The sequence below is a fragment of the Pseudomonas sp. KH_040 genome, assembly GCF_057839305.1.
This window is the reverse complement of record NZ_CM174487.1, coordinates 1,832,267-1,857,921: the sequence shown is the minus strand read 5'-3', so window position 1 is coordinate 1,857,921 and position 25,655 is coordinate 1,832,267. Positions and strand designations below refer to the sequence as shown.

Genomic DNA, 25,655 nt, shown 5'->3' with positions numbered 1-25,655 from the left:
TTGTGCGCTTTGGGGTCGGGTTCTATTGTGGTCCGGTCGCTGACAAATCAGCGATCGGGTTTAGCGACCCGGACCATCTCAGTGCATCAGCGTTCGTGGCTTCGTTGTAGGACTCTTCGCCTGCAATTACGTTATGGCGGCTGTATGCGGGAGACCTTTGGGTCTACCGGGGTGCCTGTGACCGGTTCGCTAACCTGCGTACAGCTGCCACCTTCACTTGTTTAGCGACAGGGAAAGAGTGGCTCCATAACCTCAGGAGCTTCACCATGATCAAACCAACACCCAACCCACCCGAAATCGATCTCGCCTCCCCCTACGAATCCCTCGATTCAAAAAAGCTCAACGACGCCGCCGAACGCGCGCTCGATCACTACCTCTGCCCACCCGGCTCCACCCCACCACCGCGCAGAACCCGCCGGATGTACGCCGTTACCGCCGACTTCAAAAACGAGGAGCTGCTGGCCGATGCCAGCGAAACCCTCGCCTCAGCCAGAACCATCGCCCATGACTTTGCCCATCTCATACCGGCGTCGCAGCGCAGGACGCTGTTGGGGATCGCGCAATTGATCATGCTCGGGGAACTGGCGGTGAACCGGGTGATGGATAATCTGGAGTTGCCGGGTTGACGCAGGCATTGGGGTCACCTGCTGATTGATCCAGCGTCAATTCTGACGCCTACGCGAGCAGGCTCGCTCCCACCGTTGAACGGCTTCCAAAGTGGGAGCGCGAATACTGGCTAAGGCGCAACACAAAACCTTGAGGCAGAAAAAAACCGCCGCCCCGTTTCAATCGGGGCGGCGGGTTGCAGATCACTACGCCGTTAAAACCTGCTCAGGTGTAATCGGGCCGAAACTGAGCTCCTTGCCGTTGATATAGCGCGCGCCCTTGAGCAGCTCCGTACCCTCAATAACGACGACCTCGTCCTGCGGGTACATAAACGTCACCACCGATATCGGCGTCGTACGCTCCGGCAGCCCCCAAGACACTTTTGTCCGCTGCTCTATGAGGGTGAGTGCCCAACCAAACCAAATGATGGGGAGGTCTTCGATCTTGATTTCGCGCTCCGGATTTTCCCAACGAAAATCCTGCCGCGCCGTCAACAAAAGCGCATTCCCCTCTATGACGAATTGCGGCTTGCCAAATCGCCTCTCCATTTCACTGTTGATCCAGACATCCAGGTACAAATCCGGATCGGTGAAGAGCTCGAAAAGCATCGCACTGTTGACGATTTTTCCTGCAGAAGCACCAATCACACTGTAGTGATTGTGGTACGCCAACCCCTCCAGTTCCGGCCGAATCGCGTTGTTCGACACTTCCAGATAATTGGCGCTGTAGGCGTTGGCCATCTGTTTGAAATGGGTGAAGTCCAGCATCAACTTGAAAGTCACGGTGTAACCGATTGCGCGATCGGCTGTACGCTGCTCCAACACTCCCGAGACGAATTCGAGCTCCATACCTTGCAACTTTATGTGGGGCTGGTCTGCCATGATTGCTTCCTCTGAAACCCGATGCAGGCGCCGCTCCCTGGTACTCGTATCAGATGAACAGAGCGACCAATGCAGGGAAATGCCGGGAGAATTCCCATGGCAATGAGAGCGCCGGCGGGCGCAGCCGTCTACTGTCAGACTTGACAGGTTCAGAGGCTTTCCAGACAGACGGTAACCGTCAGGAATCGCGACGCAGATCCGGCGGAATCGGCAAGTCGTCCTTGAGCGGATCCGGACGTTTGCCCTTGCCGGCGCGGTACTGGCGAATCTGGTAGACGTAGGCCAAGACCTGAGCCACCGCCAGATACAACCCGCCGGGGATTTCCTGCTCCAGTTCGGTGGAGTAGTAGATCGAACGCGCCAGCCCCGGCGATTCGAGGAGCATGACGTTGTTGGCGACGGCGATTTCGCGGATTTTCAACGCGAGGAAGTCGCTGCCCTTGGCCAGCAGGATCGGCGCCCCGCCCTTTTCCGAGTCGTACTTGAGCGCGACGGCGTAGTGGGTCGGGTTGGTGATAACCACGTCGGCGTCAGGAATTGCCGCCATCATCCGCCGCTGGGACATTTCGCGCTGGGTCTGGCGGATGCGCTGTTTGACCTCCGGACGACCCTCCTGATCCTTGTGCTCGTCGCGCACTTCCTGCTTGGTCATCAGCAGTTTCTTGTGCGCTTCCCAGAGCTGCACCGGCACATCGACAGCGGCGATGATGATCAGGCCGCAGGCCAGCCACAAGGTACTCCAGCCGACCAGAGTGACGCTGTGAATAATCGCCATCTCCAGCGGCTCGTGGGCGATGCGCATCAAGTCATCGACATCCGACATCAGCACCACCAACGCCACCCCCAAGGTGACCAGAAACTTGGCCAGCGCCTTGAGCAGTTCGACTACAGCCTTGAACGAAAACATTCGCTTCAAGCCTGCCGCCGGGTTCATCCGGCTGAACTTGGGCGCCATGGAACCGGCCGCAAACAGCCAGCCACCGAGGGAAATCGGCCCGATCAGCGCCGCGAGCAACAGGGTGATCATGAACGGCTGGATGGCCAACAACGCCATCTGACCCGACTTCAACAGAAATGCCCCCATGGAACCCTGATCCATGATCACCTCACGCGACAGCGTGAAGTTCAGGCGCATCAGCTCCATCAAGTCTTCGGCGAGCATGCCGCCGAACACCAGCAGCGCACCGGCGCCGGCCATCATCACGGCGAGGGTATTGAGCTCTTTGGAACGGGCAATCTCGCCCTTTTCACGGGAGTCTTTTTTGCGTTTGTCCGTGGGGTCTTCTGTTTTGTCCTGACCGCTTTCGCTCTCTGCCATGACTCAGCGCGCCCGTGCCAGTTCGCGTAGCAGCTGCAAGGCTTCAGTGGCCAGCGGCTGATACTGATTGAGAATGTCCGCCAGACCGACCCAGACAATAAACAGACCGAGGACCAGGGTCAGCGGGAAACCGATGGAAAAAATGTTCAGTTGCGGTGCGGCGCGAGTCATCACGCCAAATGCGATGTTGACCACCAGCAACGCGGTGACCGCCGGCAATACCAGCAGCAACGCCGCACCGAGGACCCAGCCGAGTTTGCCGGCCAGCTCCCAGTAATGCGCAGTCATCAGACCGCTGCCGACCGGTAGCGTGGTGAAGCTTTCGGTGAGCACTTCGAAGACCACCAGATGGCCGTTCATCGACAGGAACAGCAGCGTCACCAGCATGGTGAAGAATTGCCCGATCACTGCCACCGAGACACCGTTGGCCGGGTCGACCATCGAGGCAAACCCCATGCCCATCTGGATCGCGACAATCTGCCCGGCCACGGCGAAGGCCTGGAAAAACAGTTGCAGGGAAAACCCGAGCACCGCGCCAACGAGAATCTGCTCGGCTATCAGCAGCAAACCGCTGAGGTCCAGCGGGCTGACCGCCGGCATCGGCGGCAGGCTCGGCGCAATGCACACGGTTATCGCCACCGCGAAATACAGGCGGATTCGGCGCGACACCAGGGTGGTGCCGAACACCGGCATCACCATCAGCATCGACGCCACGCGAAACAGCGGCAACATGAACGACGCCACCCAGGTACTGATCTGGGTGTCGGTCAGCTGAAGCAGCGATTGCATGGCTTAGCCGATGACCATCGGGATGTTTTTGTACAACTGAATGATGTATTCCATGAACGTCTGCACGATCCACGGACCGGCGACGATCAACGTCACCAGCATCACCAGCAGACGCGGCAGGAAGCTCAACGTCTGTTCGTTGATCTGGGTCGCAGCCTGGAACATCGCCACCAGCAAGCCGACCAACAGGCTGGGCACAACCAGAATCGCGACCATCAATGTGGTCAGCCAAAGGGCTTCACGAAAGATATCGACCGCAACTTCCGGCGTCATGGCGAGACACCTCCAAAACTGCTGGCCAGGGTGCCGATGATCAGCGCCCAGCCATCCACCAGCACGAACAGCATGATCTTGAACGGCAGCGAAATGATCAGCGGCGAGAGCATCATCATACCCATCGCCATCAGCACACTGGCCACGACGAGGTCGATGATCAGGAACGGAATGAAGATCATGAAGCCGATCTGGAACGCGGTTTTAAGCTCGGAGGTGACGAACGCCGGCACCAGAATGGTCAGCGGCGCCTGATCCGGGGTGGCGATGTCGGTGCGCTTGGACAGGCGCATGAACAGCTCCAGATCGCTGGTGCGGGTCTGGGCGAGCATGAAGTCCTTGATCGGCACCTGGGCTTTTTCTACCGCTTGCTGGGCGGTGAGTTTTTCCGCCAGATACGGTTGCAGCGCATCGTTGTTAACCCGATCGAACACCGGGGCCATGATGAACAGGGTGAGGAACAGCGCCATGCCGGTGAGGATCTGGTTCGACGGCGTCTGCTGCAGGCCGAGGGCCTGACGCAGGATCGAGAAGACGATGATGATCCGGGTGAAACTGGTCATCAGAATCACGGCCGCCGGAATGAAGCTCAGCGCGGTCATGATCAGCAGGATCTGCAGACTGACCGAATACTCCTGCGCGCCATCGGCGTTGGTGCCCAGCGTGATCGCCGGGATCGACAACGGATCGGCGGCGAACGCCAGCGGCGCGGCCAGCAACAAGGCCAGCGTCAAGACGATGCGTAACGCACCCATTACTTCGTATCCTTCTGATCCTTGCCGAGTATCTTCAGCAACTGCTGGGCAAAATCCGGAGTGGCTTTTTCACTGGTGCTCGGCACCGGCACCGGCTCCTTGAGCACGTGCAGCGCGGTGATGGTACCGGGGCTCAAGCCGAGCAGAATTTGCTCGTTGCCGACCTGCACCAGCAACAAACGGTCACGCGGCCCGAGCGCGCGCGAACCGATCAGCTCGATCACTTGCCCCTTGCCGGCCGGCCCTGCCTGCTGCACCCGGCGCAACAGCCAAGCGAGGAAGAAGATCAACCCCAGCACCAGCAACAGGCCGAACACCAGTTGCGTCAGTTGCCCGGCCACGCCGCTGTTGACCATCGGCGCGGTGGCGGCAGGCACTGTGGTGGTCGTCGACGGTTCGGCGGCCAGCACGCTCAATGGCAATGCCAGCAAAGCCCAGAGAAACCGTTTCACTCAGCGCAGCTTCTTGATGCGTTCGCTTGGGCTGATCACGTCAGTCAGACGGATGCCGAACTTCTCGTTGACCACTACCACTTCGCCGTGCGCGATCAGCGTGCCGTTGACCAGCACGTCCAGCGGCTCACCGGCCAGACGATCGAGCTCGATCACCGAACCCTGGTTGAGTTGCAGCAGGTTGCGGATGTTGATGTCGGTGCTGCCGACTTCCATCGAGATCGATACCGGGATGTCGAGGATGACGTCCAGGTTCGGGCCGTCGAGGGTCACCGGATCGTTGTTCTTCGGCACGCTGCCGAACTCTTCCATCGGCAGACGCGAGCCGCTGGCTGCGTCGGCGGCCAGCAGGGCGTCGATGTCAGCTTGACCGTCACCGGTTTCTTCCAGGGCCGCAGCCCATTCGTCAGCCAGTGCCTGGTCGTCCTGGGCGTTCATATCGTCGTTCATCATGTGTCCTCGGCGGGCAACAATTCAGTTAATGCAAAAGGGGGTGTGGCGCCGTTTCAGCGGCGCTCGATCGGCTCGATCACTTGCAACGCGAGGTTGCCTTTGTGTGAGCCCATCTTGACCTTGAAGGCCGGCACGCCGTTGGCGCGCATGATCATTTCGTCCGGCATCTCGACCGGGATCACATCCCCCGGCTGCATGTGCAGGATGTCACGCAGCTTCAACTGGCGCCGCGCGACGGTGGCACCGATCGGCACGTCGACGTCGAGCACGTCCTGGCGTAGGGCGTTGACCCAGCGCTCGTCCTGATCGTCGAGGTCGGACTGGAAACCGGCATCGAGCATTTCGCGCACCGGTTCGATCATCGAGTACGGCATGGTCACGTGCAGATCGCCGCCACCGCCATCGAGTTCGATGTGGAAGGTGGAGACCACGATCGCTTCGCTCGGGCCGACGATGTTGGCCATGGCCGGGTTCACTTCCGAGTTGATGTACTCGAAATTGACTTCCATGATCGCCTGCCAGGCTTCTTTCAAATCGACGAAAGCCTGCTCCAGCACCATGCGCACCACGCGCAGTTCGGTCGGGGTGAATTCACGCCCTTCGATCTTGGCGTGACGGCCGTCGCCGCCGAAGAAGTTGTCCACCAGTTTGAACACCAGTTTGGCGTCAAGGATGAACAGCGCGGTGCCGCGCAACGGTTTGATCTTGACCAGGTTGAGGCTGGTCGGTACGTACAGCGAGTGCACGTATTCGCCGAACTTCATCACCTGCACGCCACCGACGGCAACGTCCGCCGAGCGGCGCAGCATGTTGAACATGCTGATGCGGGTGTAGCGGGCAAAACGCTCGTTGATCATTTCCAGAGTCGGCATGCGTCCACGGACGATGCGATCCTGGCTGGTCAGGTCGTAGCTTTTGACACTGCCGGGTTCGGCAGCGTTATCGGTCTGAACCAGACCATCGTCGACGCCATGCAACAGCGCGTCGATTTCATCCTGGGACAGCAGATCCTGCACGGCCATGTCGTGTTCCTACTGCAGTACGAAATTAGTGAAAAGCAACTGTTCGATCACCACTTTGCCCAGCTCTTTCTGCGCCACTTCCTGGACGCTGGCGGTGGCCTTCTGGCGCAACATCTCCTGGCCGACCGGGGTCGCCAAGGTGGCGAAATCCTGACCGGAGAAGAGCATCACCAGGTTGTTGCGGATAACCGGCATGTGCACTTTGAGCGCTTCCAGATCAGCCTGGTTACGCGCCAGCATGGTGATGCTCACCTGCATGTAGCGCTGACGGCCGTTCTGGTTGTAATTGGCAACGAAGGCCGGTGCCATCGGCTCGAAAATCGCCGGTTGCTTGCCGACAGGCGCTGCATCGGCGGCCTCGGCAGGCTTGCTCTGGGCACTGTGCATGAAGAACCAGGTCGCCCCCACGGATGCACCAATGGCCAGCAGCAATGCCAGCACGATCACAATGATCAGCTTGAGTTTGCCTTTGGTTGCGGGGTCTTTCACTGCTGCTGTTTCGCTCTTCGCCATGCCAATAATCCGTCACTATTCGGGTTTTCACAGTCGCACGGCAAGGCAAGAGCAAGTGTTATGCCAGAAGTGTCGGAGGTCGTGGAGACAACGCTAAAGTCAAAGGCACCCTCACCCCAGCCCTCTCCCGGAGGGAGAGGGGGCCGACCGAGTTGCTTTGTCGTGATACGTCGACCTGAAGTACCGAGTCGACTATGGATTCACAGCAAAAGTATCAGGTCGGCGTACTTCGCCAGCATCCCCCAATCAGTCCCCTCTCCCTCTGGGAGAGGGCTAGGGTGAAGGTTTTCAGAGGCCGACCGAGGTGCCTTGCTTCATATACCGAGCTGAAAGACCGGATCGATTATGGATTCACAGCAAAAGTATCAGGTCGGCGTACTTCGCCAGCATCCCCCAATCAGTCCCCTCTCCCTCTGGGAGACGGCTAGGGAGGGTTTTCAGAGGCCGACCGAGGTGCCTTGCTTCATGCATCGACCTGAGAGACCGTATCGATTATGGATTCACAGCAGAAGTATCAGGTCGGCGTACTTCGCCAGCATCCCCCAATCAGTCCCCTCTCCCTCTGGGAGAGGGCTAGGGTGAGGGGCTCTTGATTTGATCAGGCGTAATAGTCGACCGCGCTGCTGCCGATCACGCTGGTGGTTTGCGCAGCGGCATCAGCAATGGCGGCAGGCGCCAGTTCTTCATCCGCCGAATCGAGGCGACCACCGGCAGCGCGGGTGTGGCCACTCTGGCCCTGTTGCGCCTGCTCCTGACCTTGCTGGCCCTGCCAGCCACGGCTCTGATCGGAGACATTGACGTCAACCTGGCCCATGCCCTGCTGGTTGAACATTTCACGCAGGCGATGCATCTGCCCGTCCAGCGCTTCACGCACACTTGGATGCGCGCTCATGAACGTGACCTGGGTCTGTTGATCCGGGACCATGTTCACGCGGATGTCCAGACGTCCCAGCTCCGCTGGCTGCAACTGAATGTCCGCCGCCTTCAGATTGGCGCTCGACAGATACATGACGCGATTGACCACTTCCTCGGTCCAGCCGCTCTGGTGCATGGCAATCGGCTGATTCACCGGCACCGCATTCGCGGTCTTCGGCGTAGCCGCCTGCGTCAGTGCCGCCAGACGGTTGGCGAAGTCATCCACACGGGTATCGCTGGTCGCAGTCTTGAGATCTTTGAGGCCATCGTCGATCAACCCGCTGAAGGCTTTTTCGCCGCCTTGGCTGGTGCTGTCCTTGTCGGCTTGTACGTCGAGCATGCTGGCCATGCCAGCGGCAAAGTTCTGCGCCGCAGTCAATTCGCCGTCGGCCTGAGCCTGAGCTGGCGACGCTTTCGGCTGCGCCTGGCTGGCAGCGGAAATGTGCCCGCCCTGCTCCATCGCCATGCGCACGGCCGGCATCGAATCGAGGGGATCGGCCGAAGGGTCGAAATCGCTGTCGGTGGCCGGTGCCGGATCTTTGACCGTACCTGGTAGCGCGGCAACGGCTGGGGTTTCGGTTTCAGGCTGGGCAGTCGCGACGACCGCCGGAGTCTGCACAACCGGCGCCGCAACCACCGGCTGCACAGCGGTTGCCAATGCCGGATCGAGTGTCGGATCAACCGGCGTCGCGTCTACGACTGGAGTCTGGGAGGTGTCAGTGTTGTCGTCGCTGCTGGCGGTACTGTCATCGGTCGCCGCGGTTTTATCGGCAGGCAAGTCGTTGCCGCTATCGGCAACCGCCGGCTGCGCAGCGGCAGACTGATCTTCGCCAATGTCCTTTTTGCCGCTGTTGTCAGCGACCTTGTCACGCGACGACTTGGGCGAATTGTCAGCGGTGGCGACAGGCTTGCTCGATCCCTGATCGGCGAACACTTTAGCGAAGCTTGAGGCCTTATCCCCGGTATCTACGGCCATGGCCGACGTTTTCGCAGAGGCGGCTTGCGCCTTGGCCTGAGCGGCGTTCTGAAGAAGGATGTTGGGGGTCGCAGGCATGAAACGGTCTCCGCTGCACTGGGATCGTAGGTACAGTTGCAGAGATAACTGCAAGTGCCGGGCCAGATTTGCCCGGCGCTTGAGAAAAGCGCCGGACGGCGGGATCAGTGCGTGTGAGCGGGATGTTTTTCGCTTTCGTAAACCGGGCGAACTTCAGCAAATTCGCCACTGATCTCAGCGACCAGTTTGACTATTTCCGCCGGGCTCTTGTCTCTGGCGTCCGATTCGAGTTCCTGGCAGAGCGCCGCCAAGCGGACAGCTCCCATGTTGCTGGCGCTGCCCTTGAAACTATGGGCAACTTCCGACAACACCTTGGCATCAGAGGTCTTTTGCAACTCGCCCAAGCGACTTTCGGAATCCGCCAGAAAGGTATCCAGAAGCTCCGGATAACCCTCCTCCATGACTTCCCGCAGTACGCTCAGCGCCTCGCGATCAATATGTGTGTCAGTCACTTGTTCACTCCTTGATCAAGAATTGCGCGGATTATGCCTCAACCTCCCAGGAAAACTCCACGCGAGCACTACGACCTTCGTCCGACCAACTGGCATTACGCCCCAATTGCCGGACCAGACTGACGCCGCGCCCCGACAAACGGACACCATCCAGCGGCCGCTCCATGACCCGCGCCACATCAAAGCCCTTGCCGCTGTCTTCAACACGAATGATCAGTCGGCCGCCCTCGCCGTGTGGCTGCACCTGCAAATGCACGCGCACGAAACCGTCCTGCAGTGACTCCAGCCGATCATTGCGCTGCTGGTAGTAACGAGCGAACCCCGCCGCATCGCGCTTGAGACTGGAATCCAGACCGAGCACGCCATGCTCCAGCGCATTGGAATACAACTCGGCCAGCACGCTGTACAAAGCACCACTTTGCGCCCGCAGCCCATGCACCTCAAGCAGCAACTGCAACAGATACGGCAAGGGATTGAAGCGCTTGAGCGTGGCGCCACGGAATTCGAAACTCACCGACCAGTCCAGCGGACAGGATTGGCCGCTGTCGGAATACACCGGCGCCGACGGCTTGACCTGCGCCGGCTCCAGCAGGCTGACCTCGACCATGCTGACATCGTCGCGCGCCTCGCCGCGAAAATCCCGCAGTGCCTGCTCGATATCCTCGAACAAGCGATCCGGCTCGCGGTTGGCGGCGAACACCTGCTGCAAACGCTCGACACCGAACAGTTGATCACTGGCGTCACTGGTGTCGATCACCCCGTCGGACAACAGAAACACCCGATCGCCGACGGCCATCGGATGCACTTCCGTACGGTCATCGAACGCCTGCGCACTCAGCACCCCCAGCGGCAAGTGCCGTGCGGCCAGTGGTACACGCTCGCCAGTAGCAATCCGATGCAGATAACCGTCAGGCATGCCGCCATTCCACACTTCGACCGAACGCCGCTGAAAGCTCAGACACAACAGCGTGGCGCAACAGAACATGTCGACCGGCAGAATGCGTTTGAGCTTGGCATTCATCTCGCGCAGGGTTTCGGCCAGGCCATAGCCCTTGGCGGTCATGCCGTAGAACACCTCGGCCAAAGGCATCGCCCCGACCGCTGCCGGCAGGCCATGACCGGTAAAATCGCCCAACAGCACATGCATGTCGCCCGCCGGCGTGTACGCCGCCAGCAGCAAGTCGCCGTTGAACAAGGCATAGGGCGATTGCAGGTAGCGAATGTTCGGCGCGCTGAGGCAACCGGAGTGCGCAACCTTGTCGAACACCGCTTTGGCCACGCGCTGTTCGTTGAGCAGGTAATCGTGGTGTTTGGCGATCAGGTCGCGCTGTTGCAGCACGGTTGCCTGCAAACGCCGCAAGCGATCCATCGCCTTGATTTTGGCGGCGAGGATCACCTGGTTGTAGGGCTTAGCCAGAAAGTCGTCACCCCCGGCCTCCAGACAACGGGCCAGCGCTTCGCTTTCGGTCAGCGACGTGAGGAAGATGATCGGCACCAGCGTCTCGCCCGCCAGCGCCTTGATCTGCCGCGCTGCTTCGAAGCCGTCCATGACCGGCATCATCGCGTCCATCAGTACCAGATCGGGTTGCTGGCGACGAAACAAGTCGACCGCTTCGGCACCGTTGGCCGCCGTCAGGACTTCATGGCCTTGGCGGCGGACGATGGTCGACAGCAACAGGCGATCGGCGGCGCTGTCTTCAGCGATCAGGAGGGTCAGCGGCTCTTGCGCCTGCATGGCCGTCAAGTGATGTCGAAGAGTTTGTCGAAATTGGAGATGGCGAGGATCTTGCGCACGTCGGAGCTGCTGTTGACCACACGCACGTCCGACTCGTCACCGCCGGCGTGATCCCGCAACAGGAGGAGCATGCCCAGTGCGGAGCTGTCGAGGTAGGTGGCCTTCTTCAGATCCACCACTATGGACTCAGGCTTGGCATTGAGTCGCTCATAGGACTCGCGAAACTCCTGATGCCGACCGAAATCGAATCGCCCCTCGATCGAAATCGTCAGTTTTTTCCCATCCGGAGAGACTTCTGTAACGACTGACATTAACTGGCTTCCTTGTCATTGACGAACCTGTACAAGGTTTAGCACCTGCACAGGGTTGCAGCAAGGTTAGAAGCCAGATCAAGAGATCGCAGCCTTCGGCAGCTCCTACACCGATCCCTTGTAGGAGCTGCCGAAGGCTGCGATCTCTTGATCTTGTTTTAGAACGGGTTTTGTCGTGGCAAACGCTGGGACAGTTCATCAAGCAGCTTCTGCTCACGTTTGTCTTCAAGGCGTTGCGCCTCTTCGCGATAACGCTGCACCAGTTTACGCAGCCCCTCGACCTTGGCGAACGCCTGTTGCCATTCTTCACGCGCCTTGTCGAGTTTGTTCTGATGCCAGACCAGACTCTGGCGCTGCTGGTCGACGGCGGTGTCGAGTTGCGCCAGAAAGCCCTGAAAACCCAGCAGCCATTGCCCACTCACGCCGGTACTGCCGCGCACGATCCATTGCTCGGAATAATCCAGACGGAAGGCATTGAGGTCGGCCAGTTTGCTTTCCGCAACTTTCACCTGCCCCTGAAAATAGCCCAGGCGTTGCACGGCGGCTTTCTCGGCCTGTTCGGCCATGTCCACCACCGGCGCCAGACGCGCGGCTCGACTGACAGTGGCCATGAGCGGTTAGCCGCCCGCCGCTGGGGCAAACAGGGTTGCGAGGTAAGCCTGGCTTTCACCCATGTTGATTTTGTCGTTCAGCCCCTGACGCTGGTAGCGAACCAGTTGCGGTTGCAGGGAGATCGCCAGATCGGTCTCGCGATCGCCGCCGGCAACGTAGGCGCCAACACTGATCAGATCGCGACTCTGCTGATAGCGCGACCACAACTGCTTGAAATATTGCGCGCGTTGCATGTGCTCCGGCGAGACCACCGCCGGCATGACCCGGCTGATCGACGCTTCGATGTCGATGGCCGGATAGTGACCTTCCTCGGCCAGACGCCGGGATAGCACGATGTGGCCGTCGAGTACGCCTCGGGCCGAGTCGGCAATCGGATCCTGCTGGTCATCGCCTTCGGACAACACGGTGTAGAACGCGGTAATCGAACCACCGCCCTTCTCCGCATTACCGGCACGCTCGACGAGTTTCGGCAACTTGGCGAACACCGACGGCGGATACCCCTTGGTCGCCGGCGGCTCGCCGATGGCCAGGGCGATTTCCCGCTGGGCCTGGGCGAAACGGGTCAGCGAATCCATCAGCAACAGGACGTTCTTGCCCTTGTCGCGGAAATATTCGGCGATGCGCGTGCAGTACATCGCTGCGCGCAGGCGCATCAACGGCGCATCGTCTGCTGGCGAGGCAACCACCACAGAGCGCTGGAGGCCTTCTTCACCGAGGCTGTGCTCGATGAACTCCTTAACTTCTCGCCCCCGCTCACCGATCAGGCCGACGACGATAATGTCAGCCTCGGTGAAGCGGGTCATCATGCCCAGCAATACGGATTTACCGACACCGGTACCGGCAAACAGCCCCAGACGCTGGCCACGACCGACCGTCAACAAACCGTTGATGCAACGGATGCCAACGTCCAGCGGCACGCTGATCGGGTCACGGTTGAGCGGATTGATTGTCGGGCCGTCCATCGGCACCCAGTCTTCGGCTTTCATGCCGCCTTTGCCGTCCAGTGCGCGCCCGGCACCGTCGAGGACGCGACCGAGCATGCTCATGCCCATCGGCAAGCGCCCGGTATCAGCCAGCGGCACTACGCGGGCGCCCGGGGCGATGCCGGCGACACTGCCGACCGGCATCAGAAAGACTTTGCTGCCGGAGAAACCCATGACTTCCGCTTCCACCTGGGAGGGGTGATAGCTGTCGTCATTGATCACCAGACAGCGCGTACCCATGGCGGCGCGCAGGCCTTCGGCTTCGAGGGTGAGGCCGACCATGCGCAGCAGGCGACCTTCAAGAATCGGCGCACCGGCAATCTCGGTGGCCTCAGCGTAAGTACTCAGGCGCTTGGCGAAACTGGTGCGTTCAAGGCGCATCGGGGTCGTCCGCGAGCGGCTCTTCAGGTGTGGCCGCCGGTTTTACGTCTTCTGGAATGTCCAGACTCAGATCCGCTTCAGCCGGATGCAAAGCCTGCTCGTGCAATTGATCGAACAACTTCGCCATGACCTGGATCACGCGGGTTTCGATGCTGGCATCGATGCGGCTGTGCTCGGTTTCAACCCGGCAACCGCCCGGCAATAGCGATTCATCTTCGACGATGCGCCAGGTTTCCTCATGACGTTCGCGCAAAGCCTTGGCCTGTTCGAAGTCCTGCGGATTGACGTACAGGCGCACATTCTCGACGCCCAGCGGCAACAGCTTGAGGGCGTCGCGCATGACGTGTTCGATCTGGCTGGAATCGATGGCCAGTTCGCGCTTGATCACCTGTTTGGTGATGTGTTGCACGAGGTCGACCAGCGATTTCTCGATTTGCGTGTCTTGCTCGGCGATCGGTTCGAACAGGTTCGCCATCAACTGCTCAAGGCTGGCAAGTTTTGCCGCCAGCGCAACCTCCGTTTCCTGACGCACCTTGAGGGTCGCACTGTGAAAACCTTCTTTCTCGCCGATGCCAAAGCCTTCGTTGTAAGCCTCCTGACGGATGCTTTCGAGTTCTTCCAGGGTCAGTGGCTGGACTTCTTCCAGCGGCACTTCTTCCATTTCCGGCGGTTCGGGCTCCGGCTCAGGCTCGGGTTCCGGCTTCGGCGGGTCGAAGCTGGGCATGGCCCAGGATTCGAAACCACGGACATCGCGGGCACGGATCAGATCCGTCACATCGTCGTCGTGCTTGTCCATGGGCTTAGATCATTTCCTCGCCACCCTTGCCACCGAGGACGATTTCGCCGGCTTCGGCCATACGACGGGCAATGGTGAGGATTTCTTTCTGTGCGGTTTCGACGTCGCTGACGCGCACCGGGCCTTTGGCCTCAAGGTCGTCACGCAACAGTTCGGCGGCACGTTTGGACATGTTCTTGAAGATCTTCTCTTTGACGCCTTCGTCCGAACCCTTGAGGGCCAGCACCAGCACGTCGGAAGACACTTCGCGCAGCAACGCCTGGATGCCACGATCGTCGACATCGGCGAGGTTGTTGAACACGAACATGAGGTCTTCGATCTGACCGGACAGGTCTTCGTCGACTTCGCGGATCGAGTCCATGAGCTGGCCTTCGATCGAGCTGTCGAGGAAGTTCATGATGTCCGCCGCACGCTTGATGCCACCCAGGGTGGTGCGCGAGGCATTCGAGTTGCCGGAGAACTGCTTCTCGAGAATCTGGTTCAGCTCTTTCAGGGCCGCCGGCTGTACGGTGTTCAACGACGAGACGCGCAGGATGATGTCCAGACGCACTTTGTGGTCGAAGTTGCCGAGTACTTCACCGGCCTGATCCGGGTCGAGGTACGCGACCACGATCGCCTGGATCTGCGGGTGTTCGTAGCGGATCACGTCGGCAACGGCGCGCGGCTCCATCCATTTCAGGCTGTCGAGGCCACTGGTGTTGCCACCGAGCAGGATGCGGTCGATCAGGCCGTTGGCCTTGTCTTCACCCAGGGCCTGGGTGAGCATTTTGCGCACGTAGTCGTCGGATCCGACGCCGAGGCTGGTCTGGTCGCCGACGATGTCGACGAACTCGCTCATGACCTGCTCGACCTGCTCGCGATGGACGTTGCCCATCTGCGCCATGGCCACGCCGACGCGCTGAACCTCTTTCGGGCCCATGTGGCGCAGCACTTGTGCGGCATCGGTCGAACCCAGGGACAGCAGCAGAATCGCGGCTTTGTCGACCTTGTTCAGTTTGACGGTTGCGGCTCGGTTATCACTCATCTGCGTTAATCCACTCTTTCACGACCTGAGCCACGCGACCCGGATCCTCGGCCACCAGACTCTTGATTGCATTCAGTTGCGCGTCATAACCCTCACTTGGGCTCGGCAACAGAATGCTCTGCGGACCACCGAGGCTCACGCGGTCGTTGGAAAGTTCGCCGTCCAGGCCGCCCATGCCACCGAGTTCCACGTCGCTGCCAAGACCGGCCAGCTCCTTGCCTTTGCCGCCGCCGGTGATGTTGTTAAGCACCGGACGCAGCACACCAAACACCAGCACCAGGATGAACAACACACCCAGCACTTGTTTGACGATGTCCCAGAACCATGGCTGGGAGTAGAACGGAATATCGGCAATCACTTCGCCGCGCTCGGCGGAGAACGGCATGTTGATCACGCTGACACTGTCGCCACGGCTGGCGTCGAAACCGACGGCGTCCTGGACCAGACGGGTGAAGCGCGCCAATTCGTCGGCGCTCCACGGCGCACGGGTGGTTTCGCCGTTGGCCGCGTTGACCTTGACCTGATCGTCGACCACCACCGACACCGACAGACGATTCAGGCGACCCTGCTGCTGTTTGGTGTGGCTGATGGAACGGTCAAGTTCGAAGTTCTTGGTCGATTGTTGACGCTTGTCTGCCGGGTACGGCGCGAGCATTGGCTGACCGGTGGCCGGGTCCATGATCTGCTGACCATTGGCGTCAACCAATGGCTGACCAGGCTGGACCATGGCGGCCGGCGCGGCGGTGCCGCCGGTAGTTTGCGGCGCCGAGGCTGGCGACGGTGGCTGGTTGCTCAGGGCACCCGGCACGCCTTGCGGGCCATTGCTGGCGGTGCGTTGCTCGTTGACCGACTGCTCGCTGCGCAACGCCGGCTGATCCGGGTTGAACTGCTCGGCAGTCGACTCGACGGCATTGAAATCGATGTCGGCCGAGACTTCAGCCTTGTAACGATCATTGCCCAAAACCGGCTGCAAAATGTTGTGTACACGCTGGGTGAGCATGCTTTCCATGCGGCGGCTGTAATCGAACTGCTTGCCGGCCATGGTCATTTCGGAGTTTTCCGCCTGATCAGAGAGCAAGGTGCCCTTCTGGTCGACGACGGTGATCTGCGATTTGCTCAGCTCGGGAACGGAAGTCGCCACCAAGTTGATGATCGCAATTACCTGACCCGGCTCCAGCGAACGACCGCTGTACAGTTCAACCAGAACCGAAGCACTTGGCTTGCGCTCATCACGGACGAACACCGAACTCTTCGGAATCGCCAGATGCACACGGGCACCCTTGACGTTGTTCAGGCTGGAAATGGTCCGCGCCAGCTCACCTTCGAGGCCGCGACGATAACGCGTCGCTTCCATGAACTGGCTGGTGCCCAGACCCTGTTCCTTGTCGAGGATTTCGAAACCGATATTGCCGTCGCTGGGAGTGACACCAGCAGCAGCGAGTTTCATCCGCGCACGGGACAAGTCATCGGCCTTGACCAGCAAGGCGCCGGAATTGGGCTCGACGTTGTAAGGAATGTCAGCGGCGGCCAGAGTATCCATGACCTGCTTGGCGTCCATGCCGGCAAGGCTGCCGTACAACGGACGGTAATCCGGCTGCTGCGACCACAGCACCACGGCAAAGCCAATCGCCACGCTCGCAGCCAGGCCGACCAACAGGCCCACCTGACGCAGCATGGTCATCTCGGAGAGGTTTTCCAGGAAGGACAGACCGAACAGCGGCGGTTTGCCGTCTATCGGGGTGGCCTTGGCCGGAACGTTATCGGCGACTGCTTCTGCCATGACTCAATCTCGTCCTTAAACCGGCATCTGCATGATGTCTTGATAAGCCTGAACCAGTTTGTTGCGAACCTGGGTCAGAGCCTGGAACGACACGCTGGCTTTTTGCGAAGCGATCATCACGTCCGTCAGATCGACGCCGCTCTTGCCCACTTCAAAGGCATTGGCCAACTGAGTCGACGCGGTCTGGGTATCGCTGACCTTGTTGATCGCCTGACCGAGCATGTCGGAAAAGCTGCTGCCTCCCAGCTCAGGGACAGCGGTCGTCGATTTCGGCGCAGACATGGCATCCAGCTTCATGGCCTTCATGTCTGTCATCAACCGATTAAATTCAATACCTTGGCTCATGGTCTACTCTCTTGGGCGGCCCGCAATTTTTTGACACTCACTCGGCGGGTACACAGGTATTAGCAACAAGGGTGCCAGCTCATGGGCAGCCCTTTCAGAAAAGCGTTTTCAACGTTTTGCAGCACGGCTCAGGTGGCGAACAGATAACCTTCGACGTCCATCCCGGCATCGCGCATTTGTGCCAGTTTGTAGCGCAGGGTGCGCGGGCTGATGCCGAGCTTTTCCGCCGCTTCCTTGCGGCGTCCACGCTCGGAGCGCAGGGTGTCGATGATCATCTGAAACTCCCGGCGGCGCAGGTCATCGCCCAGGGCACCGGCCGAATCCGCTTCGATTTCCACTTCGCGAATCACCGCAGTCAGCGGCGCGGCGACAGGCACTGCGGTGTACGTCACGGGACCTGCCAGACAGAAATCCTGCGGCTGAATCAAACCGCCCTGCTGCAAGATCAGCGCACGTTGAATGGCGTTATCCAGTTCACGCACATTACCCGGCCACGGATACGCAATCAGGCAAGCTTGCGCGTCAGGCGAGAGTTTCGCTGCGGCGTGCTTCATTTTATTGACGTGTTTGGCCAGCAACCTTTCGGCCAGCGGCAGGATATCGGCAGTGCGCTCGCGAAGTGGACGCCAGGCCAGTGGGAAAACCGACAAACGGTAATAGAGGTCTTCACGGAAACGCCCCGCCGCCACTTCGCCCGCCAAGTCGCGGTTAGTGGTGGCAACCACGCGAATATCCAGGGCGATCGGCTTACGCGCACCGACGCGCTCGACTTCGCGCTCCTGCAACACGCGCAGCAGTTTGGCTTGCAGGCCAAGGGGCATTTCGGAAATTTCGTCGAGCAGCAACGTGCCGCCGTCAGCCTGCTCGAACTTGCCGGCCTGCGCGGCGATGGCGCCGGTGAACGAGCCTTTCTCGTGACCGAACAGCGTCGCCTCGAGCATGTTGTCCGGGATCGCTGCGCAGTTGATCGCAATGAACGGCTGACTGGCACGGTGGGATTGCTGGTGAATGTAGCGCGCCAGCACTTCTTTACCCGTACCGGATTCGCCGGAGATCAGCACCGTGGAATCGCTGCGTGCCACTCGTGCGGCCAATTCGAGAAGTTGCGCACTGGCCGGTTCGACAGCGATAGGGCCTTCACTTTCGCTCACGCCAATATTGCCCAGTGCATGCCGCGCCACCAGATCGAGCAAAGCCTTGGGCTCGAACGGTTTGACCAGATAATCCGCCGCACCCTGACGCATCGCATCGACTGCACGTTCGACCGCGCCGTGAGCCGTCATCAGCAACACGGGTAATTGCGGCTGACGAGCACGCAACAGGGCAAGCAATTGATGACCATCCATGCCGGGCATGTTGACGTCACTGACCACCAGACTGAACGCCTCGCGCGACACTGCCGTCAGCGCGTCTTCAGCGCAACCGACCGCGTGGTAATCGTGGCCGGCCAGCAACAACGTATCGGCCAGCGCCTCGCGCAACGAGCGGTCATCCTCGACCAGCAAAACCTTGATGCCCATGTCTTTCACTCAGCTCCCTGTACAGCGGAAAACAGCGGCAGGATCACCTGCGCGCACGTGCCACGCCCAACTCGCGAACGCAGGTGCAATTCTCCCTGATGTGCCCGGGCCACAGCCTTGACCACGGTCAGGCCCAGGCCGGTGCCGGTGACTTTGGTGGTAAAAAAGGGTTCGCCGAGCCGCGCCAGAACCGCGGGCTCGATGCCGCTGCCACTGTCGCTTATGCTCAGGCGCAGCGTGTTGTCGCGGGTGTAGCAATGGACTTTAAGGCGGATGTCGCTGGCACTGGCCTGAATCGCATTTTCGATCAAATTCAACAGCGCCCCGACCAGTGTGTCGCGATTACACAGCAGTTCGCCGGTATGGCTATCGCACTGCCAGCGGATTGGCAGATCCTGCACATGAGTCAGCGCCGCCGCTTGCAGCGCCTGCATCAAGGCATTGGGGGTGAGGCGATCGGTCAGCGGTAACTCACCGCGAGCGAACACCAGCATGTCGCGCACCTGGTGCTCCAGCTCGTGCAGACGCTCTTTCAGGCGCCCGGCAAAGCGCTGCTGAGTGGCGACCGGCAACTCCTGCTCAGTCAAATGACTGGCATAGAGCAAAGCGGCGGACAGCGGCGTGCGGATCTGATGCGCGAGCGAGGCGACCATGCGCCCCAGCGAGGACAAACGCTCGTGGCGCGCCAGTTGATCTTGCAGATGGCGGGTTTCTGTCAGGTCGTTGAGCAGCACCAATTGCCCCGGCTCGGCGTCCAGCGAGCGGGTGGCAATCGACAGGCGTCGACCGTTTTTCAGGGAAATTTCATGACCGTCGTCTTCACGCGGGGCGAAGCAGCGCGAAATCACATGGCGCCACAACTCACCCTCAAGCGGCAGGCCGAGCAGTTCGATGGCGGCCGGGTTGGCTTCGCGCACCCTGCCGTGACCGTCGATGACGATGACGCCACCGGGCAACAGATCAAGGAGGTTTTGCAGACGGTTGGCCAAGCGTTCTTTTTCCGCCAGCTCCTGCATGCGCTGGGCGCTGACCACCGCCAACTCACCCTTGAGCTCGGTTACCCGCGCTTCAAGCATGCTGTAGGAGTCCGTCAACTGGCTGGACATCTGGCTGAACAGCTCGAATGCCTGCTCAAGGCCCTGTCGGCTTGCCTGCTCTACGGAGGACGGCTGCCCCTCGGGACTGGAGGCAGAAGACATCTGGGCTTGGGGCATTGTGCTTTCTCGCTTGGCTGACCGTCAGTTAAACGGAACGTTGCGAGGGCTGTAGCAATACCCGTGCCTAAAAAAAACTGCTTATAAATGAAGCAGTTGAAAAACAGGCGTCAATCCTCCGCCTGTTCATCTCCATCGCGGCGGCTCATGCCGTACTTGCGCATCTTCTCGACCAGGGTGGTACGACGGATACGCAGGCGTTCAGCGGCACGCGCCACAATGCCATTGGCATCGTCCAGCGCCTGTTGAATCAGGCCCTGTTCCAGACCACCGAGGTAGTCCTTCAGGTCCAGACCTTCCGGCGGCAGCATGGCGTTGGCGGTGAAGTCAGGCGTATGGCCGTTGATCGCCACGCGCTCTTCGAGATCGCTGCGCAGGCTGTCGACCATTTGCTCGTCTTCGTCGTCGACGTAGCGGAATTTTTTCGGCAGTTCGACCACACCGATCACCCCGTACGGATGCATGATCGCCATGCGCTCGACCAGGTTGGCCAATTCGCGGACGTTGCCCGGCCAGCCGTGACGGCACAGCGACATGATCGCCGCCGAGTTGAAGCGGATCGAACCACGCTTCTCGTGCTCCATGCGCGAGATCAGTTCGTTCATCAGCAGCGGAATATCTTCGACGCGCTCACGCAGCGGCGCCATCTCGATCGGGAACACGTTCAGGCGATAGTAGAGGTCTTCGCGGAAGGTGCCGATCTCGATCATGCTTTCGAGGTTCTTGTGCGTCGCCGCGATGATGCGCACGTCAACGCTCTGGGTCTTGTTGCTGCCCACGCGCTCGAAGGTGCGTTCCTGCAGGACGCGCAGCAGCTTGACCTGCATCGGCAGCGGCATGTCGCCGATTTCGTCAAGGAACAGCGTACCGCCGTTGGCCAGTTCGAAGCGGCCGGCACGGCTGGTGATCGCGCCGGTGAAGGCGCCCTTCTCGTGACCGAACAATTCGCTTTCGAGCAACTCCGCCGGGATCGCCCCGCAGTTGACCGGCACGAATGGCGCATCTCGACGCTTGGAATGGTAATGCAGGTTGCGCGCGACCACTTCCTTGCCGGTCCCGGACTCGCCGAGGATCAGCACACTGGCGTCGGTGTCGGCGACTTGCTGCATCATCTGGCGCACGTGCTGGATCGCCCGGCTGGTGCCGACCAGGCTGCGGAACAGATTGGGTTCGCGATGACGGCCGCGCTCGCGAGCCTGGTCATACATCTCGCGATAGACCTGGGCACGGTGCAGGGAGTCGAGCAATTTGCTGTAGCTGGGCGGCATTTCGAGGGTCGAAAGCACGCGGCGACGCTGGTCTTCAGGCAGGTCGACGGAAGAATTATCGCCCATCAACAAAACCGGAAGGAACTCATCCCAGGTTGAGAGTGTCTTTAACAAGCCCAAAAGCGCGCCAGGAGCATTAACGGTCCCGATCAGTACGCAAATGACCTCACGACTAGACGACAAAGAGCCGACTGCCTGCTGCCAGTCATGGCTGCCGCAGGGTAAATTTTCTTCGCCAAGAAAATTTAAAATCACCGCCAGGTCGCGGCGGCGGACGCTATCGTCATCGATCAGCAGAATTTTGGTTTCACGCCACATGCAATAGCAACTTCCCTAGTCAACTCAATGCCCGAAATTAGGGGCAAGCGAGACGCTTGCAGGACACCATGTGCCTGTAGACGCCTGAAATCTGAAAACAGCCACTAGTTAAGTCAAAAAACCGTGCACAGTCAAATTTATGGCGCACATGCCTGGATTAACTGGGGGGCAATTAACCAAACAGATGGTAAACCTTTGCCGCCTTTTGCGCTTGGGTGATCTGCGACATCTCGTTGGCTATCGCTTGCCGCTCACCCATGGCCACCTCAAGAAGGTCCTTGTAGACGTGGAGCAACTCCTCAAGGTTGTCGCGCAACGCGACTTCATCAAGCGCAGCCTCCGCCATGACGTCTTCCATGCAGGAACGGCAAGCCAGATCCAGCTCGCCAATAGCTTCCCAATTGCGTTCGGCGAGGGCAGTAACCAACGCTTCACGGGTATCGGCGATTCGCTGCAATACAAGACTCATGACGATCTCCTTCAGAACTGCGGAGCAGGCACGGGGGCAATAGCATCCCAGCCTTCCTTGACCGTGCTCAGCAAGCCGGCAACCTCATCAAGAATGCGCGGGTCGCTGCTGATGTTCGCCTCGGCGAGGCGCTTCATCATGTAGATATACAGCCCATCCAGATCAGCCAGGGTATCTGCACTGTTTTCCAGATCGAGGCCTTCACGCAGACCGCTGACAATGCCAATCGCCTTGCTGATCGAAGTGCATTTGCTTGGAATGTCCTTGCGCTCGATGGCGCCTTTGGCCTGAGCGATACGGGCCAGTCCACCTTCCATCAACATTTGCACCAGACGGTGCGGGCTCGCTTCGGATGTCTGAGCGTGTGCGCCGACTTTCTGATACTGCCGAAGGGCTAACATCGGATTCATGTTCTACCTCATTGCCACAATGACTCGTGTAACCAGTGTATCGCCAACGAATCACAGAACTTTAGATCAAAAGACAAAAACCCGGCGCACGCCGATGAAGCGTAGCCGGGTTTTTGTCGTACCTGCCTGCTACTTCGCGGACTGCTGAGCGTTCAGCGAGCTGAAGAACGACGTGATGTTGCTCGCCGTAGCCTTCATCTGCCCTACCAGCAAGTCCATGGCGTTGTACTTGGCAGTCAACGTCTTGGTCAGGTTGGCGACGCGCAGATCCAGCGCCAACTGCTGCGACGTGAGGCTGCGGGTATTGTTGTTCAGAATGGTCATACGCTGATCAAGCAGACCGCTGGTGGTTTTGCCATCAGCAGAAGCTTTGAGGTACGGATCGACCGCTTTGCTCATTCGCGCCAACAGACCGTTTTTGTCGTCGGTGCCGGAGAACAGCTGCTGCACCTGACCAGTCATGCCTGGCTGAGACATGGCCTTGTTGAAAGCCGTCGCGTCCAGCGTCAGCTTACCGGTGTCGCGATCAGTCATGACGCCGATCTGCGACAGCACACCCAGCTCGCCAGGCGACGAAGTGGTCAATTGGGCACGAATGTCCGCAATCAACGTCCGCGGCAGAGAATCACCGGTAAACGCGGCCTGCACCGTCAACTTGCCATCTTCGTCCGGCGTTGCCTTGGACAGGCTATCGATGGTGGTCTTGAGCGTGTTGAAAGCGTCGACGAATTGCTGAACCGAAGCCTGCAAGCCCTTGGTGTTGGTATCGACAGAGACCTTGACCGCAGTGGGGCTGGCTTCCACCAGGTTCATGGTCAAGCCACTGATGGCGCCGCTCACTGTGTTGCTCTTGCTGGTAACGGCAAGACCATCAATGGTCAGCTTCGCATCCTTGGCAATATCGCCCACAGCTCCTGAGTCACCAGCGGCCGGGGTCGCAGACATGACCTTGGTGCCATCGATTTCCAGACCGGCAATACCACTGACCGTCAGGTCGGAGCCCGCGCCCGTCTTGTTGGAGCTGATCACCAGACGCGAAGCGCCCGAGCTGTCGGTCACGATGTTGGCGGAAACACCGTTGACACCCTGCGCCTTGTTGATGGCATCACGGGTAGTCTGCAAGGTGGCATTGGCCGGAATATCGACATTGTAATCAGTGCCATTCTGACTGATTTTCAGGGTACCACTCGGAATGGCACTGGCCGCGCCGCCGGCAAAGGATGCACTGGCTACTTTCGAGCCGGTGGCCAAGTTATTTACCACGACACTGTATGTGCCCGAAACAGCCGTGTTATCGGAAGTAGCGGTCAGCGTTGTCGGGGTAGCCGAGGTCGCCGCGTAACCGGCAAACGCAGGGTTGGTCTTACTGCCCAGATCGGTCATTGCCTTCTGGTAGGCCGCCAATGCGTTTTTCAGCGCACCGACACCGGAAATCTTCAGGGTGTTGGTTTTGGTCGCAGAATCGATCTGCGTCTGCTTCGGCGACTTGTCGGCGTTTACCAGCGCGGTCACGATCGCGCCGATGTCCAGGCCGGAACCCAGTCCGGAACCCGGTAGAATTGGACTTGCCATGTGCATCTCCCTTCAGATTGTTGCCATTCTTTTGACCGTTACACGCATCTTGAGAACGGACAAACATAATTCATGCCAGCTATCAGACTTTGGCGTCAAACAATACGTGACTCGCATTGGCGAGGCTGTCTGCCAGCTTGAGGGCTTCTGCGGAGGGAATCTGTCGAACGACCTCACCCGTCTCGCTTGCGATCACCTTGACGATGACCTTCCCGGAGTGTTCATCAATCGAAAACTCCAGATTGCGCTTGATCGACTGTACAAACTTTTCGATCTCCTGCACCGCCAGTTTCAATTTGGCGTCGTCCGAATCCTGACTCTTCGCAGCGACCGGCGCTTCAGTCTTGGCAACTTTAGGCGTCTCTGACGGTTTGTCAGCAACCGGCGTTACTGGCTTGGGAGCCGGATAAGACACGTTAAGCTTTACGCTCATGTCCATGCCCATCACCTCTTAACGTAAAAAGGCGAGAGAGCGCGACCAGCGCACCCCCCCGCCCAAACTCGATCCGAAATTACTGAAGCAGCTTCAGTACAGCGGAAGGCAGTTGGTTGGCTTGAGCCAGAACAGAGGTCGAAGCCTGTTGCAGGGTTTGCTGCTTGGTCAGGTTAGCAGTCTCTGCGGCGAAGTCGGTATCTTGTACGCGACCTTGTGCAGCAGTGGTGTTCTCGGTGATGTTCTGCAAGTTCTGGATGGTGCTGGTCAGACGGTTTTGCGAAGCACCCAGGCTGGCACGAGTTGCACCGATGGCAGCGATGGCAGCGTCGATCGCGGTGATCGCGTTGTCGATGTTCTGCGAAGCGCCAGTTACGGTAGCACCGGTCAGGGACAGAGTACCGCTACCTACCGACAGGCTTACTGCGTCGAACTTGGAGCTCAGTACCAGGTCGATGTGGTTAGCCGAACCGGTGTTTGCGCCTACTTGCAGGGTCACAGTACCAGCCGAACCGTCCAGCAGGTTTTTGCCGTTCAGGTTGGTCGAAGCCGAGATACGGGTGATCTCGTCGGACATCTGAGCGAATTCAGCGTTGGTAGCGGTCTGGTCAGCAGTGCCGTTGGTACCGTTACGTGCTTTAACAGCCAGTTCACGCATACGCTGCAGGATGTCGGTAGTAGCTTGCAGAGCGCCTTCAGCAGTCTGGGCAACGGAGATACCGTCGTTGGCGTTCTGGATGGCTTGGGTGTTACCACGGATCTGCGAGGACATACGGTTCGAGATCTGCAGGCCAGCGGCGTCGTCTTTAGCGCTGTTGATTTTCAGGCCGGAAGACAGGCGCTGCATCGAAGTCGACAGAGCGTCGGAAGCGCGGTTCAGGTTTTTCTGAACGTTCAACGACGTGGTGTTGGTGTTTACTGTTAAAGCCATGACGAATTCCTCGTTGGTTGGGTACTGCGGCTTCCGGCCCTGGCAACCGCCGGGTATGGCCTAGAGAACC

Annotated in this window: 28 protein-coding genes; 1 reads left to right on the top strand and 27 read right to left on the bottom strand. The window is 59.6% G+C overall.

The features are described 5' to 3' along the window. Positions 1–266 precede the first annotated feature (266 nt). Positions 267–626, top strand: coding sequence for a DUF6124 family protein (locus AC3IUF_RS08335; protein WP_331695150.1), 360 nt, complete (start codon positions 267–269; stop codon positions 624–626). Positions 627–812: 186 nt separating this feature from the next. On the opposite strand, the gene AC3IUF_RS08330 is transcribed toward AC3IUF_RS08335, so the two are convergent. The 27 genes from AC3IUF_RS08330 to AC3IUF_RS08200 all read right to left on the bottom strand — a co-directional run bounded on the left by AC3IUF_RS08330 (position 813) and on the right by AC3IUF_RS08200 (position 25,585). Beyond that, positions 813–1,487, bottom strand: a complete 675-nt coding sequence (locus AC3IUF_RS08330; protein WP_489280861.1) for a hypothetical protein — start codon at positions 1,485–1,487, stop codon at positions 813–815. A gap of 178 nt (positions 1,488–1,665) precedes the next feature. Then, a complete protein-coding gene (flhB, locus tag AC3IUF_RS08325; protein ID WP_095114144.1) occupies positions 1,666–2,805 on the bottom strand; it encodes a flagellar biosynthesis protein FlhB in 1,140 nt (379 codons plus the stop codon). A 3-nt stretch (positions 2,806–2,808) separates the two neighbouring features. Next, on the bottom strand, positions 2,809–3,594 hold the full coding sequence (fliR, locus tag AC3IUF_RS08320; protein ID WP_007920024.1) for a flagellar biosynthetic protein FliR: 786 nt from the start codon (positions 3,592–3,594) through the stop codon (positions 2,809–2,811). A gap of 3 nt (positions 3,595–3,597) precedes the next feature. Then, positions 3,598–3,867, bottom strand: coding sequence for a flagellar biosynthesis protein FliQ (fliQ, locus tag AC3IUF_RS08315; RefSeq protein ID WP_007920026.1), 270 nt, complete (start codon positions 3,865–3,867; stop codon positions 3,598–3,600). Next, positions 3,864–4,622, bottom strand: coding sequence for a flagellar type III secretion system pore protein FliP (fliP, locus tag AC3IUF_RS08310; protein WP_007920027.1), 759 nt, complete (start codon positions 4,620–4,622; stop codon positions 3,864–3,866). Before fliP ends, fliQ begins: the two co-directional genes overlap by 4 nt. Beyond that, positions 4,622–5,074, bottom strand: coding sequence for a flagellar biosynthetic protein FliO (gene fliO, locus AC3IUF_RS08305; RefSeq protein ID WP_007920029.1), 453 nt, complete (start codon positions 5,072–5,074; stop codon positions 4,622–4,624). The genes fliP and fliO overlap by 1 nt, the downstream gene beginning before the upstream one ends. Further along, a complete protein-coding gene (gene fliN, locus AC3IUF_RS08300) occupies positions 5,075–5,524 on the bottom strand; it encodes a flagellar motor switch protein FliN (protein ID WP_007920031.1) in 450 nt (149 codons plus the stop codon). Between the two features lie 56 nt (positions 5,525–5,580). After that, a complete protein-coding gene (fliM, locus tag AC3IUF_RS08295; protein ID WP_007920032.1) occupies positions 5,581–6,549 on the bottom strand; it encodes a flagellar motor switch protein FliM in 969 nt (322 codons plus the stop codon). A gap of 9 nt (positions 6,550–6,558) precedes the next feature. Continuing rightward, positions 6,559–7,062: a flagellar basal body-associated protein FliL gene (gene fliL / locus AC3IUF_RS08290; protein WP_007920033.1), complete on the bottom strand. Its 504-nt coding sequence runs from the start codon at positions 7,060–7,062 to the stop codon at positions 6,559–6,561. 598 nt (positions 7,063–7,660) lie between these two features. Beyond that, positions 7,661–9,031, bottom strand: coding sequence for a flagellar hook-length control protein FliK (locus AC3IUF_RS08285; protein WP_463542575.1), 1,371 nt, complete (start codon positions 9,029–9,031; stop codon positions 7,661–7,663). A 104-nt stretch (positions 9,032–9,135) separates the two neighbouring features. Beyond that, positions 9,136–9,483, bottom strand: a complete 348-nt coding sequence (locus tag AC3IUF_RS08280; protein WP_095114147.1) for an Hpt domain-containing protein — start codon at positions 9,481–9,483, stop codon at positions 9,136–9,138. A 31-nt stretch (positions 9,484–9,514) separates the two neighbouring features. After that, a complete protein-coding gene (locus AC3IUF_RS08275; RefSeq protein WP_007920036.1) occupies positions 9,515–11,218 on the bottom strand; it encodes an ATP-binding SpoIIE family protein phosphatase in 1,704 nt (567 codons plus the stop codon). 5 nt (positions 11,219–11,223) lie between these two features. Next, positions 11,224–11,529, bottom strand: coding sequence for an STAS domain-containing protein (locus AC3IUF_RS08270; RefSeq protein WP_095114148.1), 306 nt, complete (start codon positions 11,527–11,529; stop codon positions 11,224–11,226). 158 nt (positions 11,530–11,687) lie between these two features. Next, positions 11,688–12,140, bottom strand: coding sequence for a flagellar export protein FliJ (gene fliJ, locus AC3IUF_RS08265; RefSeq protein ID WP_007920039.1), 453 nt, complete (start codon positions 12,138–12,140; stop codon positions 11,688–11,690). Between the two features lie 6 nt (positions 12,141–12,146). Beyond that, positions 12,147–13,505 (bottom strand): flagellar protein export ATPase FliI, encoded by a 1,359-nt coding sequence (fliI, locus tag AC3IUF_RS08260; protein ID WP_007920040.1) that lies wholly within the window; start codon positions 13,503–13,505, stop codon positions 12,147–12,149. After that, positions 13,495–14,301, bottom strand: a complete 807-nt coding sequence (fliH, locus tag AC3IUF_RS08255) for a flagellar assembly protein FliH (RefSeq protein WP_489280860.1) — start codon at positions 14,299–14,301, stop codon at positions 13,495–13,497. Before fliH ends, fliI begins: the two co-directional genes overlap by 11 nt. 4 nt (positions 14,302–14,305) lie before the next feature. Then, positions 14,306–15,325, bottom strand: coding sequence for a flagellar motor switch protein FliG (gene fliG / locus AC3IUF_RS08250; protein WP_007920042.1), 1,020 nt, complete (start codon positions 15,323–15,325; stop codon positions 14,306–14,308). After that, the gene (gene fliF / locus AC3IUF_RS08245) at positions 15,318–17,105 is read right to left on the bottom strand and encodes a flagellar basal-body MS-ring/collar protein FliF (RefSeq protein ID WP_007920043.1); all 1,788 of its coding nucleotides are present in this window, start codon (positions 17,103–17,105) and stop codon (positions 15,318–15,320) included. The genes fliG and fliF overlap by 8 nt, the downstream gene beginning before the upstream one ends. A 15-nt stretch (positions 17,106–17,120) precedes the next feature. After that, a complete protein-coding gene (gene fliE, locus AC3IUF_RS08240; RefSeq protein WP_007920044.1) occupies positions 17,121–17,450 on the bottom strand; it encodes a flagellar hook-basal body complex protein FliE in 330 nt (109 codons plus the stop codon). Positions 17,451–17,578: 128 nt separating this feature from the next. Continuing rightward, positions 17,579–18,970 (bottom strand): sigma-54-dependent transcriptional regulator, encoded by a 1,392-nt coding sequence (locus tag AC3IUF_RS08235; protein WP_007920046.1) that lies wholly within the window; start codon positions 18,968–18,970, stop codon positions 17,579–17,581. Between the two features lie 5 nt (positions 18,971–18,975). Then, entirely contained in the window at positions 18,976–20,184 is a 1,209-nt protein-coding gene (locus AC3IUF_RS08230) for a sensor histidine kinase (protein ID WP_007920048.1), read from the bottom strand. A gap of 110 nt (positions 20,185–20,294) precedes the next feature. Continuing rightward, positions 20,295–21,770 (bottom strand): sigma-54 dependent transcriptional regulator, encoded by a 1,476-nt coding sequence (locus AC3IUF_RS08225; protein WP_007920053.1) that lies wholly within the window; start codon positions 21,768–21,770, stop codon positions 20,295–20,297. 172 nt (positions 21,771–21,942) lie between these two features. Next, positions 21,943–22,239, bottom strand: coding sequence for a flagellar protein FliT (fliT, locus tag AC3IUF_RS08220; protein WP_095114152.1), 297 nt, complete (start codon positions 22,237–22,239; stop codon positions 21,943–21,945). Between the two features lie 11 nt (positions 22,240–22,250). After that, positions 22,251–22,649: a flagellar export chaperone FliS gene (gene fliS, locus AC3IUF_RS08215; protein WP_007920055.1), complete on the bottom strand. Its 399-nt coding sequence runs from the start codon at positions 22,647–22,649 to the stop codon at positions 22,251–22,253. Positions 22,650–22,778: 129 nt separating this feature from the next. Continuing rightward, complete coding sequence (gene fliD, locus AC3IUF_RS08210; protein ID WP_007920056.1) at positions 22,779–24,221, bottom strand: flagellar filament capping protein FliD; 1,443 nt, start codon at positions 24,219–24,221, stop codon at positions 22,779–22,781. Between the two features lie 82 nt (positions 24,222–24,303). After that, positions 24,304–24,660: a flagellar protein FlaG gene (locus tag AC3IUF_RS08205; RefSeq protein ID WP_007920057.1), complete on the bottom strand. Its 357-nt coding sequence runs from the start codon at positions 24,658–24,660 to the stop codon at positions 24,304–24,306. A gap of 73 nt (positions 24,661–24,733) precedes the next feature. After that, complete coding sequence (locus tag AC3IUF_RS08200) at positions 24,734–25,585, bottom strand: flagellin domain-containing protein (RefSeq protein ID WP_007920059.1); 852 nt, start codon at positions 25,583–25,585, stop codon at positions 24,734–24,736. Positions 25,586–25,655 lie beyond the last annotated feature (70 nt).

Bases quoted from the DNA above. Each gene is read 5' to 3' on its own strand.
- AC3IUF_RS08225 (WP_007920053.1), bottom strand. From the start codon at position 21,770: ATGTGGCGTGAAACCAAAATTCTGCTGATCGATGACGATAGCGTCCGC.
- fliG (WP_007920042.1), bottom strand. From the start codon at position 15,325: ATGAGTGATAACCGAGCCGCAACCGTCAAACTGAACAAGGTCGACAAA.
- fliE (WP_007920044.1), bottom strand. From the start codon at position 17,450: ATGAGCCAAGGTATTGAATTTAATCGGTTGATGACAGACATGAAGGCC.
- fliN (WP_007920031.1), bottom strand. From the start codon at position 5,524: ATGAACGACGATATGAACGCCCAGGACGACCAGGCACTGGCTGACGAA.
- fliI (WP_007920040.1), bottom strand. From the start codon at position 13,505: ATGCGCCTTGAACGCACCAGTTTCGCCAAGCGCCTGAGTACTTACGCT.
- AC3IUF_RS08200 (WP_007920059.1), bottom strand. From the start codon at position 25,585: ATGGCTTTAACAGTAAACACCAACACCACGTCGTTGAACGTTCAGAAA.
- flhB (WP_095114144.1), bottom strand. From the start codon at position 2,805: ATGGCAGAGAGCGAAAGCGGTCAGGACAAAACAGAAGACCCCACGGAC.
- fliF (WP_007920043.1), bottom strand. From the start codon at position 17,105: ATGGCAGAAGCAGTCGCCGATAACGTTCCGGCCAAGGCCACCCCGATA.
- fliM (WP_007920032.1), bottom strand. From the start codon at position 6,549: ATGGCCGTGCAGGATCTGCTGTCCCAGGATGAAATCGACGCGCTGTTG.
- fliD (WP_007920056.1), bottom strand. From the start codon at position 24,221: ATGGCAAGTCCAATTCTACCGGGTTCCGGACTGGGTTCCGGCCTGGAC.
- fliJ (WP_007920039.1), bottom strand. From the start codon at position 12,140: ATGGCCACTGTCAGTCGAGCCGCGCGTCTGGCGCCGGTGGTGGACATG.
- AC3IUF_RS08285 (WP_463542575.1), bottom strand. From the start codon at position 9,031: ATGCCTGCGACCCCCAACATCCTTCTTCAGAACGCCGCTCAGGCCAAG.
- fliT (WP_095114152.1), bottom strand. From the start codon at position 22,239: ATGAGTCTTGTATTGCAGCGAATCGCCGATACCCGTGAAGCGTTGGTT.
- AC3IUF_RS08270 (WP_095114148.1), bottom strand. From the start codon at position 11,529: ATGTCAGTCGTTACAGAAGTCTCTCCGGATGGGAAAAAACTGACGATT.
- AC3IUF_RS08335 (WP_331695150.1), top strand. From the start codon at position 267: ATGATCAAACCAACACCCAACCCACCCGAAATCGATCTCGCCTCCCCC.
- fliQ (WP_007920026.1), bottom strand. From the start codon at position 3,867: ATGACGCCGGAAGTTGCGGTCGATATCTTTCGTGAAGCCCTTTGGCTG.
- fliP (WP_007920027.1), bottom strand. From the start codon at position 4,622: ATGGGTGCGTTACGCATCGTCTTGACGCTGGCCTTGTTGCTGGCCGCG.
- AC3IUF_RS08230 (WP_007920048.1), bottom strand. From the start codon at position 20,184: ATGCCCCAAGCCCAGATGTCTTCTGCCTCCAGTCCCGAGGGGCAGCCG.
- fliS (WP_007920055.1), bottom strand. From the start codon at position 22,649: ATGAATCCGATGTTAGCCCTTCGGCAGTATCAGAAAGTCGGCGCACAC.
- fliR (WP_007920024.1), bottom strand. From the start codon at position 3,594: ATGCAATCGCTGCTTCAGCTGACCGACACCCAGATCAGTACCTGGGTG.
- AC3IUF_RS08205 (WP_007920057.1), bottom strand. From the start codon at position 24,660: ATGGACATGAGCGTAAAGCTTAACGTGTCTTATCCGGCTCCCAAGCCA.
- fliH (WP_489280860.1), bottom strand. From the start codon at position 14,301: ATGGACAAGCACGACGACGATGTGACGGATCTGATCCGTGCCCGCGAT.
- AC3IUF_RS08275 (WP_007920036.1), bottom strand. From the start codon at position 11,218: ATGCAGGCGCAAGAGCCGCTGACCCTCCTGATCGCTGAAGACAGCGCC.
- AC3IUF_RS08235 (WP_007920046.1), bottom strand. From the start codon at position 18,970: ATGGGCATCAAGGTTTTGCTGGTCGAGGATGACCGCTCGTTGCGCGAG.
- AC3IUF_RS08330 (WP_489280861.1), bottom strand. From the start codon at position 1,487: ATGGCAGACCAGCCCCACATAAAGTTGCAAGGTATGGAGCTCGAATTC.
- fliL (WP_007920033.1), bottom strand. From the start codon at position 7,062: ATGGCGAAGAGCGAAACAGCAGCAGTGAAAGACCCCGCAACCAAAGGC.